Source organism: Agromyces soli, assembly GCF_022811605.1.
GTDB lineage: Bacteria > Actinomycetota > Actinomycetes > Actinomycetales > Microbacteriaceae > Agromyces > Agromyces soli.
Map to the genome: position 1 here is coordinate 501,084 of NZ_CP094533.1, position 18,586 is coordinate 519,669.

Sequence of the window (18,586 nt, forward strand, 5' to 3'; positions counted from 1 at the left end):
GCGGGTGTTGCATCGCAGGTGCAGCCGAACCGCTGCCCGCCCGCCGCGACCGCGGCAGGCGGCGCCCGAACCTGGAGTCCCCGTGCTCGACGTCGTCGCCATCCTCGGCATCCTCGCCGTGTTCGCGGTCGTCGCCCTCATCGCCAAGGGGGTCGAGAAGCTGTGATCGTCTTCGAGCTCCTCGCCGCCGCGCTGGGCATCGCCGCCATCATCACCCTCGTCATCGCCCTCGTGAAACCCGAGCGGTTCTGATGGAGGTGCTCTTCGCCGCCCTGCAGGCGGCCACCCTCGCGCTGATCCTCGCCCTCCTCTACCGCCCCCTCGGCGACTACCTGGCCCGCACCTACACGAGCGACCGCGACTGGCGCGTGGAGCGCGGCTTCTACCGCCTCATCGGCGTCGACCCGCGCGCCGAGCAGTCGTGGCCGGCCTACCTCCGCGGCGTGCTCGCCTTCTCGCTCGTGGGCCTGCTGCTGGTCTACGCCCTGCAGCGCGCGCAGGCGGTGCTCCCGTACTCGCTCGGCCTGCCGGCCGTGCCGGAGGGGCTCGCGTTCAACACCGCGGCCTCCTTCGTCGCCAACACGAACTGGCAGTCGTACTCCCCCGAGCTGACGGTGGGCTACACCGTGCAGCTCGCCGGGCTCGCCGTGCAGAACTTCGTGTCCGCGGCCGTCGGCATCGCCGTTGCGATCGCGCTCGTGCGCGGCTTCGCCCGGCACGGCTCGCCAACGATCGGCAACTTCTGGGTCGACCTCGTGCGCGGCTGCCTGCGCGTGCTGCTGCCGCTCGCAATCGTCGGCGCGATCGTGCTCCTCGCGGGCGGGGTCGTGCAGAACTTCGCCGGTTTCACCGAGGTGCAGACCCTCTCCGGCGGCAGCCAGCAGCTGCCCGGCGGACCGGTCGCGAGCCAGGAGGTCATCAAGCTCCTCGGCACCAACGGCGGCGGATTCTTCAACGCGAACTCGGCGCATCCCTTCGAGAACCCCACCGCGTGGACGAACCTCTTCGAGGTCGTGCTGATGCTCGCCATCCCGTTCGCGCTGCCGCGCGCCTTCGGTCGCATGGTCGGCTCCAACAAGCAGGGCTCCGCGATCCTCGCGGTGATGGCGACGCTGTTCGTGCTCTCGCTCGTCGCGCTGAGCGCCCTCGAGGCCGCCGGCCGGGGCACGGCGCCCGAGCTCGCGGGCGGCGCGATGGAGGGCAAGGAGACCCGCTTCGGCATCTTCGGCTCGGCCCTGTTCGGCACGACCTCGACGCTCACCTCCACGGGCGCCGTGAACTCGATGCACGACTCGTACACCGCCCTCGGCGGCATGCTGCCGATGCTGAACATGATGCTCGGCGAGGTCGCCCCCGGCGGCGTCGGCTCCGGCCTCTACGGCATGCTCGTGCTCGCCGTGATCGCAGTGTTCATCGCGGGACTGCTCGTCGGCCGCACGCCCGAGTACCTCGGCAAGAAGATCGGGCCGCGCGAGATCAAGCTCGCGAGCCTCTACATCCTCGTGACGCCGACGCTCGTGCTCGCGGGCACCGCCCTGAGCTTCGCCCTCCCGGGCGTCCGGGAGGACGTCGAGTCCACCTCGATCTGGAACCCCGGCATCCACGGCATGAGCGAGGTGCTCTACGCCTTCACGAGCGCGTCGAACAACAACGGCTCGGCCTTCGCCGGGCTCACGGCGAACACCCCGTGGTTCAACGTCGCGCTCGGCGTGGCGATGCTGCTCGGCCGCTTCGTGCCGATCGTGCTCGTGCTCGCCCTCGCCGGCTCGCTCGCGGCGCAGCGGAAGGTCCCGGCCACCGCCGGCACTCTGCCGACGCACCGGCCGCAGTTCGTCGGCCTGCTGCTCGGCGTCACCGTGATCGTCACGGCGCTCACGTACTTCCCCGTGCTCACCCTCGGACCCCTCGCAGAAGGGCTCAACTGACCCATGTCCCTCATCACCACCGCCCAGCTCGGGCAGGCGCTGCCCGGCGCGCTCCGCAAGCTCGACCCGCGCCGGATGTGGCGCAACCCCGTCATGCTCATCGTGGAGGTCGGCGCCGTGCTCACCACGGCGCTCGCGATCGCCGAGCCCTTCCTCGGCGGGCCGCAGGCTTCCGGCGGCAGCGCCGTGCCCTGGTCGTTCACCTGGGCGATCGCGGCCTGGCTCTGGCTGACCGTGCTCTTCGCGAACCTCGCCGAGTCCGTCGCCGAGGGCCGGGGCAAGGCGCAGGCCGAGTCCCTCCGCCGCACCCGCAGCGACACCGTCGCGCACCGCGTCGAGCGGTACGACGAGGTCGCGGACCCCGGCGCGGAGCGCAGCCGCACGGTCGAGGTCTCCTCGGCCGCCCTGCAGCTCGGCGACCTCGTCGTCGTCACGGCGGGCGAGCTCATCCCCGGCGACGGCGACATCGTGCACGGCATCGCCTCGGTCGACGAGTCGGCGATCACGGGCGAGTCCGCCCCCGTCGTGCGCGAGTCGGGCGGCGACCGCAGCGCGGTGACGGGCGGCACCCGAGTGCTCTCCGACCGGATCGTCGTGCGCATCACCTCGAAGCCGGGCGAGACCTTCGTCGACCGGATGATCGCCCTCGTCGAGGGGGCCGCCCGGCAGAAGACGCCGAACGAGATCGCGCTGAACATCCTGCTCGCGAGCCTGTCGATCGTCTTCGTCGTCGTCGTGCTGACGCTCAACCCGATCGCCTCGTACGCGGCATCCCCCGTCTCGATCCCCGTGCTCGTCGCCCTGCTCGTCTGCCTCATCCCGACGACGATCGGCGCCCTGCTCTCAGCGATCGGCATCGCCGGCATGGACCGGCTCGTGCAGCGCAACGTGCTCGCCATGTCGGGCCGCGCGGTCGAGGCCGCCGGCGACGTCACCACGCTGCTGCTCGACAAGACCGGCACCATCACCTACGGCAACCGCCGGGCGAGCGCCTTCGTGCCGCTGCCCCGCGTCGCAGAGTCCGAGCTCGTCCGCGCGGCGGCCCTCGCCTCCCTCGCCGACCCGACGCCCGAGGGCGCCTCGATCGTAGAGCTGGCGGCGGAGCGCGGCGTCGCCTTCCCCGCCTCAGGCGAGTCGCAGCCGGCCGGCGAGGTCGTGCCGTTCACGGCGCAGACGCGGATGTCGGGGCTCGACCTCGCCGACGGGCGGATCGTGCGGAAGGGTGCGGGCTCCGCGGTGCTCGCGTGGGCCGAGGCATCCGGGCGCCAGCCCTCCTCCCTGCTCGCCGAGCTCGAGGATCGCGTGGAGGCGATCTCGAGCTCCGGCGGCACCCCGCTCGTGGTCGCGGAGCGCGCGCCGGACGGCGCGACCCGTGTGCTCGGCGTCGTGCACCTGAAGGACGTCGTGAAGGACGGCCTCGCCGAGCGCTTCGCCGAGCTGCGCTCCATGGGCATCCGCACCGTGATGATCACGGGCGACAACCCGCTCACGGCCGCCGCGATCGCGAAGGAGGCGGGCGTCGACGACTTCCTCGCCGAGGCGACGCCGGAGGACAAGCTCGCCCTCATCCGCCGCGAACAGGAGGGGGGCAACCTCGTCGCGATGACCGGCGACGGCACGAACGACGCGCCCGCGCTCGCACAGGCCGACGTCGGCGTGGCGATGAACACGGGCACCTCCGCGGCGAAGGAGGCCGGCAACATGGTCGACCTCGACTCCGACCCGACGAAGCTCATCGACATCGTGCGGATCGGCAAGCAGCTGCTCATCACCCGCGGGGCGCTCACGACCTTCTCGATCGCGAACGACCTGGCGAAGTACTTCGCGATCATCCCGGCGATGTTCGCGGGCGTGTTCCCCGGGCTCGCGGTGCTGAACGTGATGCAGCTGCACTCGCCGGCCTCGGCGGTGCTCTCGGCGATCATCTTCAACGCGATCGTGATCGTCTTCCTCATCCCGCTCGCGCTGCGCGGTGTGAAGTACCGGGCGGGCGGGGCGAGCGCCGTGCTCAGCCGCAACCTGCTCGTGTACGGCCTCGGCGGCATCATCGCGCCATTCATCGGCATCAAGCTGATCGACCTCGTCGTCAGCCTCATCCCCGGGTTCTGACCCGCCCGGAACGAAAGGACCGTCCCATGAGCACCACCCGCTCCACCCTCCGCACCCACTGGGTCGCGCTCCGCGCGATGCTCGTGCTGACCCTCCTGCTCGGCGTCGGCTACACCGCCGTCGTCACGGGCATCGGCCAGTTCGCCCTGCCGGCGCAGGCGAACGGCTCGCTCGTGCGCGACGCCGACGGCGCGGTCGTCGGCTCGGCCCTCGTCGGGCAGTCGTTCGCGGATGCCGAGGGCGCGCCGCTGCCCGAGTGGTTCCAGCCGCGCCCCTCGGCGGCGGGCGACGGCTACGACGGCGGCGCCTCGAGCGGCAGCAACTTCGGCCCGGAGAACGCGGACCTCGTCGCGGCGATCACCGAGCGGCAGGCCGCGATCGGCGAGGCCGACGGCGTGGCGCCGGGCGAGATCCCGGTCGACGCGGTGACGGCGTCGGGATCCGGCCTCGACCCGCACATCAGCCCCGCGTACGCCAGGCTGCAGGTGGCCCGGGTCGCCGAGGCGCGGGGGCTGCCCGAGACCGAGGTGTCGGCGCTCGTCGAGCGCTTCGTGCAGGGCCGCGACGCCGGGTATCTCGGCGACCCGACGGTGAACGTGCTGCAGCTGAACCTCGCGCTCGCCGAGTTGGTGGGAGACTGACCGGTATGCGACGGGGTCGGCTGCGGGTGCTGCTGGGCGCCGCGCCCGGCGTCGGCAAGACGTACACGATGCTCGAGGAGGGCAAACGGCTCCTCGGTGAGGGCCGCGACGTCGTCGTCGGCTTCGTCGAGACGCACGGGCGGACGGCGACCGCCGCCATGACGGCGGGGCTCGAACTCGTGCCCCGCCGGGTCGAGCTGCACCGCGGGATGCCGTTGGAGGAGCTCGACCTCGACGCCCTCCTCGCCCGCCGGCCCGAGGTCGCCCTCGTCGACGAGCTCGCGCACACGAACGCGCCGGGCTCGCGGCACGAGAAGCGCTGGCAGGACGTCGAGGAGCTGCTCGACGCCGGCATCGACGTCATCTCGACGGTGAACACGCAGCACATCGAGTCGCTCGGCGACGTCGTGCTGCAGATCACCGGGGTTCCGCAGCGGGAGACGATCCCGGACCGAGTGCTGCGGGCGGCCGATCAGATCGAGGTCGTCGACCTGGCGCCGCAGGCGCTCCGCGACCGGCTCTCGGGCGGGCTCGTCTACCCGGCCGAGCGGATCGACGCCGCCCTGTCGAACTACTTCCGGCTCGGCAACCTCACGGCCCTCCGCGAGCTCGCCCTGCTCTGGCTCGCCGACGAGGTGGACCAGGCGCTGAAGGCGTACCGCGCCGAGCACGGCATCAGTCACAAGTGGGAGGCGCGCGAGCGCGTGGTCGTGGCGCTCACGGGCGGCCCGGAGGGCGAGACCCTGCTCCGCCGGGGGGCGCGGATCGCGTCGCGCTCCTCGGGCGGAGAGCTGATCGCCGTGCACGTGACCCGGCCGGACGGCATGCGGGCGCGGCATCCGGGCGCCCTCGACGCCCAGCGCACGCTCGTCGAGCAGCTCGGCGGCACGTTCCACCAGGTCGTCGGCGAGGACGTGCCCCGCGCCCTCGTCGAGTTCGCCCGCTCGGTCGACGCGACGCAGCTCGTCATCGGCGTGAGCCGCCGCTCGAGGCTGGCCGCCGCGTTCTCGGGGCCGGGCATCGGGGCGACCGTGATCCGCGAGTCCGGCGACATCGACGTGCACATCGTGACGCACGCGGCGGCGGGCGCCGCCCTGTCGCTGCCGCGGATCGGCGGGGCGCTCAGCCGCACCCGGCTGCTCATCGGCTTCGCGGTCGCGCTCGTGACGGGCCCGCTGCTCAGCTGGGTGCTGCTGCAGTTCCACACCGAGACCTCGATCACGAGCGACGTGCTCGCCTATCAGCTGCTCGTGATCGTCGTCGCGCTCATCGGCGGCATCTGGCCGGGCCTCTTCGCGGCGGTGCTCTCGGGCATCACGCTGAACTTCCTCTTCGTGGCGCCGGTGCACACGTTGACGATCGCCGATCCGCGGCAGTTCCTCGCGCTCGTCTTCTACGTCGCGAACGCCCTGCTCGTGAGCTACGTCGTCGATCAGGCGGCGCGGCGCACCCGCGAGGCGAAGCGGGCGGCCGCGGAGTCGCAGCTGCTCGCGACGATGGCCGGCAGCGTGCTGCGCGGCGAGGACGCCCTGCAGGCGATGGTGACCCGTACGCGCGAGGCGTTCGGGCTCACGGGGGTCCGCCTGCTCGTCGACGGGGAGCCGCGGGTCGCGGACGGCGAGCCGACGCGCGACGACCGGGTCTCGCTCGTGCCGATCGGCGCGCGCGGCACCCTCGAGCTGCACGGACCGGACCTGGATGCCTCGGAGCGCCGCCTGCTGCAGGTGATCGCGACCCAACTCGACGCCGCGATCGAGCACGGCGCCCTCGCGTCCGCGGCGGAAGAGGCCTCGGAGCTGGCCGAGACCGACAAGGTGCGCTCGGCGCTGCTCGCCGCGGTGGGCCACGACCTGCGCCGCCCGCTGACCTCGGCGTCGGCGGCGATCAGCGCGCTGCGCTCCCCCGATCTGCGGTTGCCGGCCGGCGAGCGCGCGGAGCTGCTCGACACCGCGGCGGAGAGCCTCGACTCGCTCGCCGCGCTCGTCACGAACCTGCTCGACGTGAGCCGGGTGCAGGCGGGGGCCCTCGCGGTGCGGCTCGCACCGGTCGAGACGGCCGACGTGGTGCTCCCCGCGCTCGACGAACTCGGCCTGGGGCCGGGCGAGGTCGAGCTGGACCTCGCCGACGGCGTGCCGCCGCTGCTCGCCGATGCGGGACTGCTGCAGCGGGTGATGGTGAACCTGCTCGCGAACGCGGTGCGCCACTCACCGAGCGGGGAGCGGGTGCGGATCGCGGCGTCCGGGTTCCGCGGGCGCGTGCAGCTGCGCGTCGTCGATCGCGGCCCCGGCATCCCCGCCGAGCGCCGCGACGGCGTGTTCACCCCCTTCCAACGGCTCGGCGACACCGACAATGAGACGGGCCTCGGCCTCGGCCTCGCCCTGTCGAAGGGCTTCGTCGAGGGGATGGACGGCACGCTCGAGGTGGAGGACACCCCGGGCGGCGGGCTCACGATGGTGGTGACGCTGCCGGCGGCTGAGGCCGCGGGCACGGCGGATGCCTCGCAGACGAGGCCTGCGGACGAGGGAGGGCCGGTGCGATGAGGATCCTCCTCGCGGACGACGACGAGCAGCTGCAGCGCGCGCTCCGCATCACGCTTGCGGCACGGGGCTACGAGGTGCTGCACGCTCGCGACGGTGCGGAGGCGATCGAACAGGCGGCCTCGGGGCATCCGGACCTCATCCTGCTCGACCTCGGTATGCCGCGCGTCGACGGCCTCGACGTGATCCGTGCAGTGCGGGCCTGGTCGAGCGTGCCGATCCTCGTGCTTTCGGGGCGCACCGACTCGGGCGAAAAGGTCGAGGCGCTCGACGCGGGCGCCGACGACTATGTGACGAAGCCGTTCGCGATGGACGAGCTGCTCGCGCGGATCCGCGCCCGTTCCCGCCGCCCGGCGGGCGAGGACGACGCCGGCGCGGTGCACCGCATCGGCGAGCTCGAGGTGGACCTCGCGGCGAAGACGATCCGCCGCGCGGACGGGTCGGGCACCTCGGGCGGCACGGCGGCCGGTACGGCCGGCTCGGTGCGGTTGACGCCGACGGAGTGGCACCTGCTGGAGCTCTTCCTGAAGCATCCCGGCCGTCTGCTGACGCGCGAGATGCTGCTGTCCGAGGTATGGGGGCCGTACCACGCGAACGACGCCGGCTACCTGCGGCTGTACGTCGCCCAGCTGCGCCGGAAGCTCGAACCGGTGCCGGCGGAACCCCGGCACTTCCTGAACGAGCCCGGCATGGGCTACCGCTTCGAGCCCTAGCGCTGGCGACGGGCCGCGCGCGGCCTACGCTTGACGGGTGGACTGCGGCTACTTCGACGCCGGGCGCTGCACCTCGTGCGCCCTCATGGGGCAGCCGTACCCGGACCAGCTCGCCGCGAAGCAGGCGCACGCCGAGCAGCTGCTCGCGCCGTTCGGCGTCGGCGCGTGGCATCCGCCCGTCGCCTCCGGCGAGCGCGACTACCGCAACAAGGCGAAGATGGTCGTCGGCGGCACGGTCGACGCGCCCACGATCGGCATCCTCGACGCCGATGGGCACGGCGTCGACCTGCAGGCGTGCGGCATCTGCTCGCCCGGTCACCGGGCGGCGTTCCCGGTGCTGGCCAGGTTCATCACGCTCGCGCGCATCGCCCCCTACGACCTCGCCGCCCGGCGCGGCGAGCTGAAGCACCTCATCGTCACCGAGTCGCCCGACGGCGAGCTGATGGTGCGCTTCGTGCTGCGCTCGACGGAGCCGGTCGCCCGCATCCGCAAGCACCTACCCGCCCTCCTCGCCGAGCTGCCGCAGGCCCGCGTCGTGACCGTCAATCTGCTGCCGGAGCACAAGGCCGTGCTCGAGGGCGAGTCCGAGCTCGTGCTCACCGAGCAGCAGACGCTGCCGATGCGGCTCAACGACGTCACGATGCACCTGCGGCCGCAGAGCTTCTTCCAGACGAACACGGCGATCGCGGCAGCGCTCTACGCGGAGGCGCGGGACTGGATCCGAGAGCTCGCCCCCGACTCCGCGTGGGACCTCTACTCGGGCGTCGGCGGCTTCGCGCTGCATCTCGCCGGCGACGGCGCCGAGGGCGCAGGCCCCGAGATCACCGGCATCGAGACGAGTGTCGAGGCGGTCGCCTCGGCGGAGCTCAGCCGGACGGATGCCGCACTCAGCCGGCTGCGCTTCGCCGCCGGCGACGCCACCGAGTTCGCGCTCGCCGCACCGTCCGCACCCGACCTCGTCGTGGTGAACCCGCCGCGCCGGGGCATCGGCGCCGAGCTCGCCGGCTGGCTCGAGCAGCGCACGGGCGTCTCGCACGTGCTCTACTCGAGCTGCAACGCGGCCTCGCTCGCGAAGGACCTGCGGGCGATGCCGTCGTACCGGCCCGTGCGGGCGCGGGTGTTCGACATGTTCCCCCAGACGAGTCACTTCGAGGTGATGGTGCTGCTCGAGCGGCGCTGAGGCCGGCTCAGATCACCTCCCAGCCGTCGTCGCGGACCGCCGCCGGTGTGCCGGCGCGGTAGCGCAGCACGCGCTCGTCGAAGTCGAGCGACAGCGTGGCCTTCGTCTCACAGCTGAACTCCGGGTGCTCCTCGTCCCGGTAGAAGATGCACACCGGGCCGCCGTCGGGCAATCCCTCGACGAGCTGCGCGGCCCTCGCCACCGGGTCGATCGCCTCGAACGCGGTCGCCCGCTCGTCGAGCATCGCGAGCCGCGCGTGCGTGTCGCTCATGTCGGGGTTGCGTTCCCCGCGCGCGAGCCCGGCGTCGAGGAAGTGGTTCGTGTGCCGCATCGTCTCGCCCGGCTCCCCCTCGATCACGGCGACGCCGACCGGAGTCGCCTCGAGGAACGCGGCCCGCGGCCGCTCGCCGTCGTAGCTCACCACGGTGATCGTGGTCGACGCCCCGAGCCGGGTGCCGCGGACGAGCTCGATCGCCTCGTCGAGCGACGCGGCCTCGTCGTGGATGCGGCGGGCGACGAGGTGCAGCGGAATGCCCGGCACCGAGCCGTCCGCCCGGTGGTTCAGCATGTTCATGTGGCTGCCGACGCCCGCGTCGTTGATCCCGATCTTGCCGAGGATGCCGAGCTCCGTGAAGCCGTGCACCCGGCGACCCGCGTCGGTGACGTACGACCAGGCGAGCGACTCGCTCGCGAGGTGCGTGTACCAGTCCCAGATCTGCAGCGTGCGCGGGGCTCCCCCGTCAGCCGGCAGGTGCACCCCGGTCGAGCACTCCCCCTGCCCGCTCGGCTCGGCGAGGGCGATGATCTCGGTGCGGCCGCTCATGAGCGCGGCCTCCCACGCCTCCAGGCCGGCGCCGGCGGCGAGGCCGGCGAGCTCGTTCGCGAGGCTCGGCGACCAGTCGGCGACGTCGTCGAGGATGCGGCGGGCGGCGTCGCGGGCCGCGCCCTCGTCGATCCCCTTCGCCCGGAACAGCCGCCAGTAGCCGTCGAGCGATTCGGCGATCGGGGCGGCGAAGCGCTCCCCGATCTCGGCCCCGCGGATCGCGGGGTCGCGGGTCTCGGATTCGTGCCGTCGGATGATCATGCGGCGGCGCTCAGCACGGCATCCCAGGCGAGCTCCGACGCGACCGCGCCCAGCGCGCTCGGCGCGAGCTGGTGCACGCCCAGCTCGGCGCTCGTCTCGGTGGGGAAGTCGAGCTCGTCGGTGGTGACGGCGAACAGCACGTCGCCGTCCTGGCTGGTGTGGAACGGCTGGATGGCCCGGTGCATCGAGCTGTGCACCTGCTTCGCGAACTGGTCGAGCTGGCGGTCGTCGAGCCGCACGTTCGTGAACACCGCGGTGATGGTCGTGTTGCCGAGCTCGGTCGCCGGCATCGCCGCGCCCGCGAACGCCGCCGCGTAGTCCTCGGCGGGGTGGCGCCGTTCGCCCGTCTCCGGGTCGTAGTTGCCGCGGACGACGCGCTGCTCGCGGTCGAGGATCGCCCCGACGGCGTTCACGACCGTGACGACGAGGAGCTTGATCCCCGAGATCTCGCGATAGGCCGCGCCCTGGCCGGCGAACTCCGCGCGGGACCAGTCGATCTTGCCCACGGTGGCCGAGACGCCCGCGCCCACGCGGCCGACGGGCACCGCGCCGGCGACGGCGTTCGCCAACGCCGCCTTGCCGAGGGCGGCGTCGGGGATGACGGCGTTGTTGCGCGCCGAGAAGTCGTAGATGATCGCGCCGTTCACGAGCGAGAGCCGTGGGAAGGACACGTCGTTGTCGCGCTCGGCGAGCAGGGCCTCGGCGACGCCCGTCGCGGCGCCGAAGCCGTAGACGGAGCCGCCGGCGAAGCAGATCGCCTCGACGACCTGGTAGCCGCCGCTCAGCCCCTTCGAGCCGCCGCGGAAGTCGGTCGCGACCCGGGCGTGATCGGGCAGCCGCATCACCGTCACGCCGGTGGGTCCTTCGGCGTACTCGGCCGTGCCGACCGTGAGCTCGGCGAAACCGTGGTCCACCAGTTCCCGCGGGGTCCCGGGCACGGGGCTCGGCGCGAGCTGCGGGTTGCCGTCGAGTCCGCGGAAGCGCGGCAGTTCCGCCGGCCGGCGGGGCGGGTACGTCATTGTGTTCCTCTCCAGAGATCCCTACTATGACTAGTGCCGGAACGATCCGGCACGGTCCGACGGTAGTGCCCTCGCCGAGCGCGGTCAAGAGCGATGCTCAGATTCTCGACCCGATGCGACTCGGCGCTTCGGAGTGCGCTCGCGGGCGGGCCGGGAGAGGAACCACGACGTCCAGATGACCCCCGAACTCGTCTTCCACGGCGGCCGCGTCTTCACGGGAGCCGGCCTCCACTCGCCCCCGACGGGCGCACCCCCGGCGACCGCCGTGGCCGTGCGCGACGGACGCATCGTCGCGGTCGGCGACGACGGCCTGCTCGAAACAGCCGGCCCCCACACCCGCACCGTCGACCTCGCCGGGCGTCTCCTCGTGCCCGGCTTCCAGGACGCGCACGCGCACCCGGTCTTCGGCGCCCTCGAGCTCTCCAGCTGCCACCTCGGCGGCCTCACCACCGTCGAGGAGTACCTCGCCGCGGTCGCGGCGTACGCGGCGAGCCATCCGCACGATGCGACCCTGCAGGGCGCCGGCTGGATGCAGTCCGCCTTCCCCGACGGCCCGCCGACCGCCGCGCTGCTCGACCGTGTCGTGCCCGACCGCCCGCTCCTGCTCTGGGGCAACGACGGCCACCGCGCCTGGGTGAACTCGGCCGCGCTCGCGGCCGCCAGCATCGATGCGAGCACCCCCGACCCGGCCGACGGGCGCATCGAGCGGGATGCCTCGGGCCGACCGACCGGCTTCCTGCTCGAAGGCGCCGTGGCCCCGGTGCTCGCGATCCTCCCCGACGCCACCCCCGAACAGCTCGACGCCGCCGTGCTGCGCGCGCAGCAGCACCTGCACGCCGTCGGCATCACGGCCTGGCAGGACGCCATCCTCTCCCGCGCCGAAGACGGCGAGGACCCCGCCGAGGCGTACCTCCGCGCGGATCGCGCCGGGCGGCTCACCGCGAAAGTGGCGGGGGCGCTCTGGTGGGACCGCACCCGGGGCCCCGAACAGATCCCCGAGCTGGTCGCACGCCGCGAGCGCTTCCGCGGGCGCCGCTTCGGCACGCCCGCGGTGAAGATCATGCAGGACGGGATCATCGAGTCCGGCACGGCGGCGCTGCTCGCCCCGTACCGCGCCGTGCACGCCGAGTCCGGGCTGTCCTTCGTCGACCCCGTCCTCCTCCGCGAGATCGCGATCCGCCTCGAGGCCGAGGGCTTCCAGCTGCACTTCCACGGCATCGGCGACCGAGCCGTGCGCGAGAGCCTCGACGCCGTCGCCGCCGCACGGGCGACCCGCCGCGGTCCGGACCCGCGCCACCACCTCGCCCACGTGCAGCTCGTCGACCCGGCCGACGTGCCCCGCTTCGCCGAACTCGGCGTCACCGCGAACATCCAGCCCTACTGGGCCTGCAACGACCCGCTGATGGTCGAGCACACCGTGCCCGTGCTCGGCGACGAGCGTGCCGGGCGGCAGTACCCCTTCGGCTCGCTGCACGCGGCCGGGGTGCGGCTCGCGGCGGGCAGCGACTGGCCGGTCTCCACGCCGGACCCGATCGCCGGCATCCACGTCGCCGTGAACCGCGCGCTGCCGGCGGGGCATCCCGGCTCCGGCGCGGAGCCGTTCCTGCCGGGCCAGGCCCTCGACGTCGCGACCGCCCTCGCGGCGTACACGGCCGGCTCCGCCTACGTGAACGGATTCGACGACACGGGCCGCATCGCGGTCGGCTTCGCCGCCGACCTCGCCGTGCTCGACCGGGACCTGCTCACGATCCCCGCCGAGGAGATCGGCGCGGCGCGCGTCGACCAGACCTTCGTCGACGGCGTGCCGGTGTTCGAACGCTGACGCCTCAGCCCGCCGCGCGTCGCTCGCAGAGCCGCCGCACCGCCTCGGTCGGCACCTCCGCGGCGAGCGCGGCGTAGCGTTCGGCGGCCTCCTCGCGGCGTCCGGTGCGCCGGGCGAGGTCGGCGAGCGCGAGCCGGGCGTCGAGCGCGGCGTAGGGCGCGGCGCCCGCGGCGAGCACCCGCAGCTCGCGCTCGACGGCGCGGAGCGCCGCGGTGCGCTCCCCCGAGGGAGGGCTGAACAGCGCCAGTTGCTGCTCGGCGACGAGCCGGGCGACCGTCACCGAGGGGGCGCCCCAGACCCGTTCGAGCGCGCGGTAGAACGCGACCACCCGGCTCCAGTCGGTCTCGGCGAAGCTGGGCGCCGCGGTGTGCAGCCCGGCGATGGCGGCCTCGAGCACGAAGCGGCCATCGCCCCGGTCGGCGGCGGCCGCGGCGTCCGAGAGGCCGGCCTCGATGAGCCGGGCGTCCCAGCGCCGCCGGTCGGCCTCGTCGAGCGGCACCGCCGCGCCCTCGGCATCCACCCGACCCGGGCGCCGCGCGAGGCCGAGCCGCACGACCGCGCGCAGCCCGCGCACCTCGGCGTCGTCCGGGAACTCGGCGACGAGCGCGTCGGCGATCGACAGCGCCTGCCGGCCGAGGTCGTCGAGCGGCGAGCCGGGGTCGAGCACGTCGCGGTGGGCGACGGTGAACATGCCGGCGACGCTCGCGAGCACGACGGGCAGGCGGGCGCGGCGCTCCGGCCCCTCCGGCACGCGGAAGCTCCCCCGGGCCTCGGCGAGGGCCCGCTTCGCGCGGGTCAGCCGTGCCGCGGCGGCAGAGGACTGCACACCGAGGTGCGCCGCGATGCGCGGCACGTCGAGCCCGCAGACGACGCGGAGGGCGAGCACGAGCCTCGCCTGCTCGGTGAGCGCCGGGTCGCAGGCGACGAAGAGCAGGGCGAGGCGGTCGTCGAGCGCATCGCCCGGCAGGGCGCCGGTGGATGCCTCGGGCTCCGCCCACTCCGCCGTGCGCGGGCGGGCCGAGAGCTCGGCGGCCTCGCGCTCGGCGTGCCGCTGCTCAGTGGCGAGCCGCCGGCGGTCGTCGAGGAAGGCCCGCTTGCCGACCGCGGTGCACCAGGCGGCGAGCGAGCCGATGGACCGTCCGCCGCCGGCCTCGGCGACGGCCCGCGCCATCGCCTCGGCGGCGTACTCCTGGGCGTCGTCGAGGCTGCCGGTGTACGCGGCGAGCGCGCGGACGACGCGCGGCCAGGCGTCGGCGAAGTCCTCGCCGAGGCCGGCGGCGGATGCGGTCACGAGGTGGGGAAGACCTTGCGCCACTCGATGTGGCCGCCGGTCGGCACGAGCGCGGCGATGCGCCGGGCGAGCGCCTCGTCGTCGGTCTCGACGAGGTAGAAGCCGGAGACGACCTCGCTCGTGTCCGGGTACGGCCCGTCGGAGTAGACCGCGTCGGCCTCGAGGCGATCGCCGGACCCGGGCGTCACGCGGCCGCCGTACTTCGCGTTCTGCAGGGCGGAGCCGCCGACGAGCCGCGCGCCGAGCCGGGCGACGGCCTCCTGGAACGCCTTGTGCGCGGGGAAGTTCGCCTCCGGGTCGCCGCCCGGCACCCCCGTGCCCGAGAGGTAGGCGTCGGAGTCCCAGTCGGGTTCGTGGATGAGGTAGACGTACGTGTCGGTCATGGTGTCTCCCAGCTGTCAGCCCGCTCGCGGGCCGTGACGACGATCGTCACACCATGGTGACGAACTCGGGCCCCGGAAATCGACACCCGGAACGAAACTCGCCCTGTTCAGGCGTTTCCTCAGATCGATCAGCTATACTGGCGGGTCATGCAAAGGAGGTGACATGCGAAGGATCGGAATCATCCCCGCGACCATCATCATCGCGACCTGGGTGTTCATCATCGGTTTCACGTTCGGCTATCTCGGCCGTCTCGACTCGGGCACGGCGCCCGCGACGGACGGCGCCGCGCTCGCCGGACTCCTCTCCGGCGCTGCCGCCGTCGCCATCGCCGGCGCGATGCTCATCGCGTTCCGGCTCGTGCGCACCGCCGCTCGCGCGGCCCGGTCGCGCGACGCGAAGCACGCGGGCTAGCCCCGAGACCCGGGACCGTCCCGGGAGACCCGGACGCGGGGTCGGCCATCGATGGCCGACCCCGCGTTCCACGTCTCGGCGCCCTGTTCGGCGCGCGTTCAGGCGCTCGCGAGCCCCGCGGTGAGCCGTTCGAGCTCGGCGATGCGCGACGCCCGATCGCGCGGCACGCCGGGAACTCCGGGGCGCTGCTGCTCGAGCCGAGGCCCGCCCGGCGGGCGGTACCCGACGCCGCGCTCGTCGAGCCAGGCGAGGTACGCGGGCAGCCGGGCGGCGAAGTCGGCCTGATCGAGCGGATGCCCCGTCCAGGCGACCTCGGCGAACGCGCCGAGCCGCGGGAACACCGCGTAGTCGAGCCGCGCCGGCCCGTCGAGGTGCTCGGCCCAGACGTTCGCCTGCACGCCGACGACCCGCTCGGCGAACCACTCGGGTTCGGTGGCCGGCACCGGGTCGAACCCGGCCACATCCTCCAGGGCGAGCACGGTGCCGACGGGAATCGGCTCGGCCGGGTCGTCCGACTGGCGGTAGTCGAAGTAGGTCCAGAGGTCGGGGCAGAGCACGACCTCGTGGCCGAGGCGCGCCCCGAGCCGGGCGCCGACCGGGCCGCGCCAGGACGCGACGATCGCATCGGGAGCCGGGTCGCGCCCCTCCAGCATCTCGTCCCAGCCGACGGCACGACGTCCGCGGGCGCGGAGCCCGTCGGCGACGCGGCCGAGGAACCAGGCCTGCAGCTCCTCCTCGTCGGCGATGCCCCGCTCGGCCATGAGCTGCTGCGTGCGCGGGTCGGCGCGCCAGCGGTCCTTGCGCACCTCGTCGCCGCCGATGCCGACGATCTCGTCGTCGAAGACCTCGCAGAGCTCGTCGAAGACGGTGCCGACGAAGGCGAGGGTCTCCGCTTCGACGTTCAGCACCTCGTCGCTGATGCCGAAGCGCGTCCACGGCTCGCGCACGCGCCGCGCCACCTCCTCGGCGCCGCCGACCCCGAACTCCGGGTACGCGGCGAGGATCGCGCTCGCGTGCCCGGGGACGTCGAGCTCGGGCACGACGCGGATGCCCCGCTCCGCCGCGTAGGCGACGAGCTCGCGAAGCTCGGACTGCCGGTACCAGCCCTCGTGCGGTACGCCGTCGAGGGTCGATGCGGGCCCGTGGCCGAGCTGCGTCTCGGAACGGCGTCCGCCGAGTTCCGTGAGCCTCGGATACGCGCGCACCTCGAAGCGCCAGCCCTGATCGTCGGAGAGGTGCAGCTGCAGCACCGTGATCCGATGCGCGGCGAGGAGGTCGACGAAGCGCATGAGCTCGGGCAGCGGCCGGAAGCGCCGGGCGACGTCGAGCATGACCCCGCGCCAGGCGAAGCGCGGTTCGCCCGCGAAGCGCAGCCCGGCTGCGGGCGGCACGACGGCGCTCATGCGCCGGCGGCGAGCTCGCGCGCCCGGGCGAGCGCGGCGTCGGTCGCGCGGGCGAAGATCTCCTCGAGCCCGGCCGATTCGAGCACGGCGACGGCGCGTTCGGTGGTGCCCTTCGGGCTCGTCACCCGGCGGCGCAGCTCGGCGGGCTCCTCCCCCGAGGCGGCGAGCAGCTCGCTCGCGCCGCGGAAGGTGCCCTGCACCATCGTCGCGGCCTGCTCGGCGGTGAAGCCCTTCGCGACGGCCGCCGCGGTGAGCTGCTCGATGAGGTAGAAGACGTACGCCGGGCCCGATCCCGAGATCGTGGAGAGCGCGTCGAGCTGCGCCTCGGGCACGACGAGCACCTCGCCGACGGTCTCGAACAACCGCACGACGAGCTCGAGTTCGGCCTCGCTCGAGCGCGTGCCGGCGGAGACGCCCGTCACGGCCCGGCCGACGACGGCGGGCGTGTTCGGCATGGTGCGGACGACGGCGACGTGCTCGGGCAGGATCGACTCGAACGTCGCGACGGTGACGCCGGCGGCGACGGAGACGACGACGGTGCCCGGCTCGAGCGCGTCGGCGATCTCGCGCAGCAGATCCGGCACCATCGCGGGCTTCACGGCGACGACGACGAGGCCGGCGCCGGCGACCGCGCGGCGGTTGGCCTCGGCATCCTGCTCCGTCGCGAAGGCGGTGACGCCGGGCAGCTCGGCGAGCTCGGCGGCCTTCTCGGCGCTGCGGTTGGTGGCACGGATGCCGTCGACGGCGACGCCCGGCTGCAGCAGGCCGTGCAGCACGGCGCGCGCCATGGAGCCGGCGCCGAGGAACGCGATGACGGGAAGGGAAGGCGCGTCGGCAGTCATGCGCCCATCCTAGGAGCGGGGCCATCAGCGCATCGGGCGCAATCGGCAGAGCCCATCACGCTCGCGGCATCCGCGACTCCGAGAATCGATCCATGAGCGCATCGGGCGCAATCGGCAGAGCCCATCACGCTCGCGGCATCCGCGACTCCTAGAATCGATCCATGAGCGCATCGGGCGCAATCGGCAGAGCCCATCACGCTCGCGGCATCCGCGACTCCTAGAATCGATCCATGAGCGCATCGGGCGGAACCAAAGCCATCATCGCGGCCTTCCTCGCCAATCTCGGCATCGCGATCACGAAGCTCATCGCGTGGGCGTTCTCGGGTTCGAGCTCGATGCTCGCGGAGGCGGTGCACTCCTTCGCCGACTCGGGCAACCAGCTGCTGCTGATCTTCGGCGGCCGCAAGGCCCGGCGCTCGGCCGACAAGGAGCATCCCTTCGGATACGGCCGCGAGCGCTACGTCTACGCCTTCGTCGTCGCGATCATCCTGTTCTCGGTCGGCGGCCTGTTCTCGATCTACGAGGGCATCGAGAAGATCCAGAACCCGCACCCGCTCGAGGTGCCGTGGCTGCCGATCCTGGTGCTCGTCATCGCGATCGTGCTCGAGTCGTTCTCGCTGCGCACGGCGATCAAGGAGTCGAACCCGCTGCGCGGCCGGCAGAGCTGGGTGCAGTTCGTGCGCCGGGCGAAGGCGCCGGAGCTGCCGGTCGTGCTGCTGGAGGATGTCGCGGCGCTGCTCGGCCTCGTCTTCGCCCTGTTCGGCGTGGGGCTCACGATCCTCACGGGCAATCCGCTGTTCGACGCGATCGGCACGCTCATGATCGGCACGCTGCTGATCATCGTCGCGATCGTGCTCGGCATCGAGACGAAGAGCCTGCTCGTGGGCGAGGGCGCGAACGACGCCGACGTCGAGAAGATCGAGCAGGCGATCACGGCGGGCCCGGAGATCGAGCGGATCATCCACATGAAGACCCTGTACCTCGGCCCGGACGAGCTGCTCGTCGCGGCGAAGCTCGGCTTCGCGGCCGATCAGCGGCTGCTCGAGGTCGCGGCGGCGACGAACGTGATCGAGCAGCGCATCCGCCAGGCGGTGCCGGCGGCCCGGGTGATCTACATCGAGCCTGACGTCTACGTCGATCCGCACCACACGGCGCCGCCGACCGACGCGATCGTCATCAAGGGCTTGGAGTAGCACCACCACGAGTTGCCCGACTTCCATGGAAG

At 73.2% G+C, this 18,586-nt stretch carries 17 protein-coding genes; 11 read left to right on the plus strand and 6 right to left on the minus strand.

The window, feature by feature from the left end; translation table 11 throughout:
- Positions 1–4 precede the first annotated feature (4 nt).
- Genes MTP13_RS02405 through rlmC form a run of 8 tightly spaced genes read left to right on the plus strand, consistent with a single transcriptional unit; the run spans position 5 to position 9,105 of the window.
- Complete coding sequence (locus MTP13_RS02405) at positions 5–166, plus strand: hypothetical protein (RefSeq protein ID WP_243569465.1); 162 nt, start codon at positions 5–7, stop codon at positions 164–166.
- On the plus strand, positions 163–252 hold the full coding sequence (locus MTP13_RS02410) for a potassium-transporting ATPase subunit F (protein WP_243569466.1): 90 nt from the start codon (positions 163–165) through the stop codon (positions 250–252). The genes MTP13_RS02405 and MTP13_RS02410 overlap by 4 nt, the downstream gene beginning before the upstream one ends.
- The gene (gene kdpA / locus MTP13_RS02415) at positions 252–1,925 is read left to right on the plus strand and encodes a potassium-transporting ATPase subunit KdpA (RefSeq protein WP_243569467.1); all 1,674 of its coding nucleotides are present in this window, start codon (positions 252–254) and stop codon (positions 1,923–1,925) included. The genes MTP13_RS02410 and kdpA overlap by 1 nt, the downstream gene beginning before the upstream one ends.
- 3 nt (positions 1,926–1,928) lie before the next feature.
- On the plus strand, positions 1,929–4,034 hold the full coding sequence (gene kdpB, locus MTP13_RS02420) for a potassium-transporting ATPase subunit KdpB (RefSeq protein ID WP_243569468.1): 2,106 nt from the start codon (positions 1,929–1,931) through the stop codon (positions 4,032–4,034).
- A 26-nt stretch (positions 4,035–4,060) separates the two neighbouring features.
- Positions 4,061–4,675, plus strand: coding sequence for a potassium-transporting ATPase subunit KdpC (gene kdpC, locus MTP13_RS02425; RefSeq protein WP_243569469.1), 615 nt, complete (start codon positions 4,061–4,063; stop codon positions 4,673–4,675).
- A gap of 5 nt (positions 4,676–4,680) precedes the next feature.
- The gene (locus MTP13_RS02430) at positions 4,681–7,215 is read left to right on the plus strand and encodes an ATP-binding protein (protein WP_243569470.1); all 2,535 of its coding nucleotides are present in this window, start codon (positions 4,681–4,683) and stop codon (positions 7,213–7,215) included.
- Entirely contained in the window at positions 7,212–7,925 is a 714-nt protein-coding gene (locus MTP13_RS02435; protein ID WP_243569471.1) for a response regulator transcription factor, read from the plus strand. The genes MTP13_RS02430 and MTP13_RS02435 overlap by 4 nt, the downstream gene beginning before the upstream one ends.
- 37 nt (positions 7,926–7,962) lie before the next feature.
- Positions 7,963–9,105: a 23S rRNA (uracil(747)-C(5))-methyltransferase RlmC gene (gene rlmC / locus MTP13_RS02440; protein WP_243569472.1), complete on the plus strand. Its 1,143-nt coding sequence runs from the start codon at positions 7,963–7,965 to the stop codon at positions 9,103–9,105.
- Between the two features lie 7 nt (positions 9,106–9,112).
- Here the strand turns inward: rlmC and MTP13_RS02445 are convergent, their stop codons facing one another.
- Together MTP13_RS02445 and MTP13_RS02450 are read right to left on the minus strand one after the other, a co-directional pair.
- Entirely contained in the window at positions 9,113–10,189 is a 1,077-nt protein-coding gene (locus MTP13_RS02445) for a C45 family autoproteolytic acyltransferase/hydrolase (protein WP_243569473.1), read from the minus strand.
- The gene (locus MTP13_RS02450) at positions 10,186–11,208 is read right to left on the minus strand and encodes a P1 family peptidase (RefSeq protein WP_243569474.1); all 1,023 of its coding nucleotides are present in this window, start codon (positions 11,206–11,208) and stop codon (positions 10,186–10,188) included. The genes MTP13_RS02445 and MTP13_RS02450 overlap by 4 nt, the downstream gene beginning before the upstream one ends.
- A 175-nt stretch (positions 11,209–11,383) precedes the next feature.
- On the opposite strand from MTP13_RS02450, the gene MTP13_RS02455 reads away from it, so the two are divergent.
- Positions 11,384–13,030 (plus strand): amidohydrolase, encoded by a 1,647-nt coding sequence (locus MTP13_RS02455; protein WP_243569475.1) that lies wholly within the window; start codon positions 11,384–11,386, stop codon positions 13,028–13,030.
- Between the two features lie 4 nt (positions 13,031–13,034).
- Here MTP13_RS02455 and MTP13_RS02460 read toward each other — a convergent pair whose 3' ends face one another.
- Both MTP13_RS02460 and MTP13_RS02465 read right to left on the minus strand, forming a co-directional pair.
- Complete coding sequence (locus MTP13_RS02460) at positions 13,035–14,321, minus strand: DUF6596 domain-containing protein (RefSeq protein WP_243569476.1); 1,287 nt, start codon at positions 14,319–14,321, stop codon at positions 13,035–13,037.
- The gene (locus MTP13_RS02465; RefSeq protein WP_230767836.1) at positions 14,318–14,704 is read right to left on the minus strand and encodes a YciI family protein; all 387 of its coding nucleotides are present in this window, start codon (positions 14,702–14,704) and stop codon (positions 14,318–14,320) included. The genes MTP13_RS02460 and MTP13_RS02465 overlap by 4 nt, the downstream gene beginning before the upstream one ends.
- A gap of 163 nt (positions 14,705–14,867) precedes the next feature.
- Here MTP13_RS02465 and MTP13_RS02470 point away from each other — a divergent pair, with 163 nt between their 5' ends.
- A complete protein-coding gene (locus MTP13_RS02470) occupies positions 14,868–15,116 on the plus strand; it encodes a hypothetical protein (protein WP_243569477.1) in 249 nt (82 codons plus the stop codon).
- 98 nt (positions 15,117–15,214) lie between these two features.
- Here MTP13_RS02470 and MTP13_RS02475 read toward each other — a convergent pair whose 3' ends face one another.
- Together MTP13_RS02475 and proC are read right to left on the minus strand one after the other, a co-directional pair.
- Positions 15,215–16,519 (minus strand): beta-N-acetylhexosaminidase, encoded by a 1,305-nt coding sequence (locus MTP13_RS02475; protein WP_243569478.1) that lies wholly within the window; start codon positions 16,517–16,519, stop codon positions 15,215–15,217.
- On the minus strand, positions 16,516–17,361 hold the full coding sequence (proC, locus tag MTP13_RS02480) for a pyrroline-5-carboxylate reductase (protein WP_243569479.1): 846 nt from the start codon (positions 17,359–17,361) through the stop codon (positions 16,516–16,518). Before proC ends, MTP13_RS02475 begins: the two co-directional genes overlap by 4 nt.
- A 230-nt stretch (positions 17,362–17,591) precedes the next feature.
- Between proC and MTP13_RS02485 the strand changes: the two genes are divergently transcribed.
- Positions 17,592–18,554, plus strand: a complete 963-nt coding sequence (locus MTP13_RS02485; RefSeq protein WP_243569480.1) for a cation diffusion facilitator family transporter — start codon at positions 17,592–17,594, stop codon at positions 18,552–18,554.
- Positions 18,555–18,586: the final 32 nt, after the last annotated feature.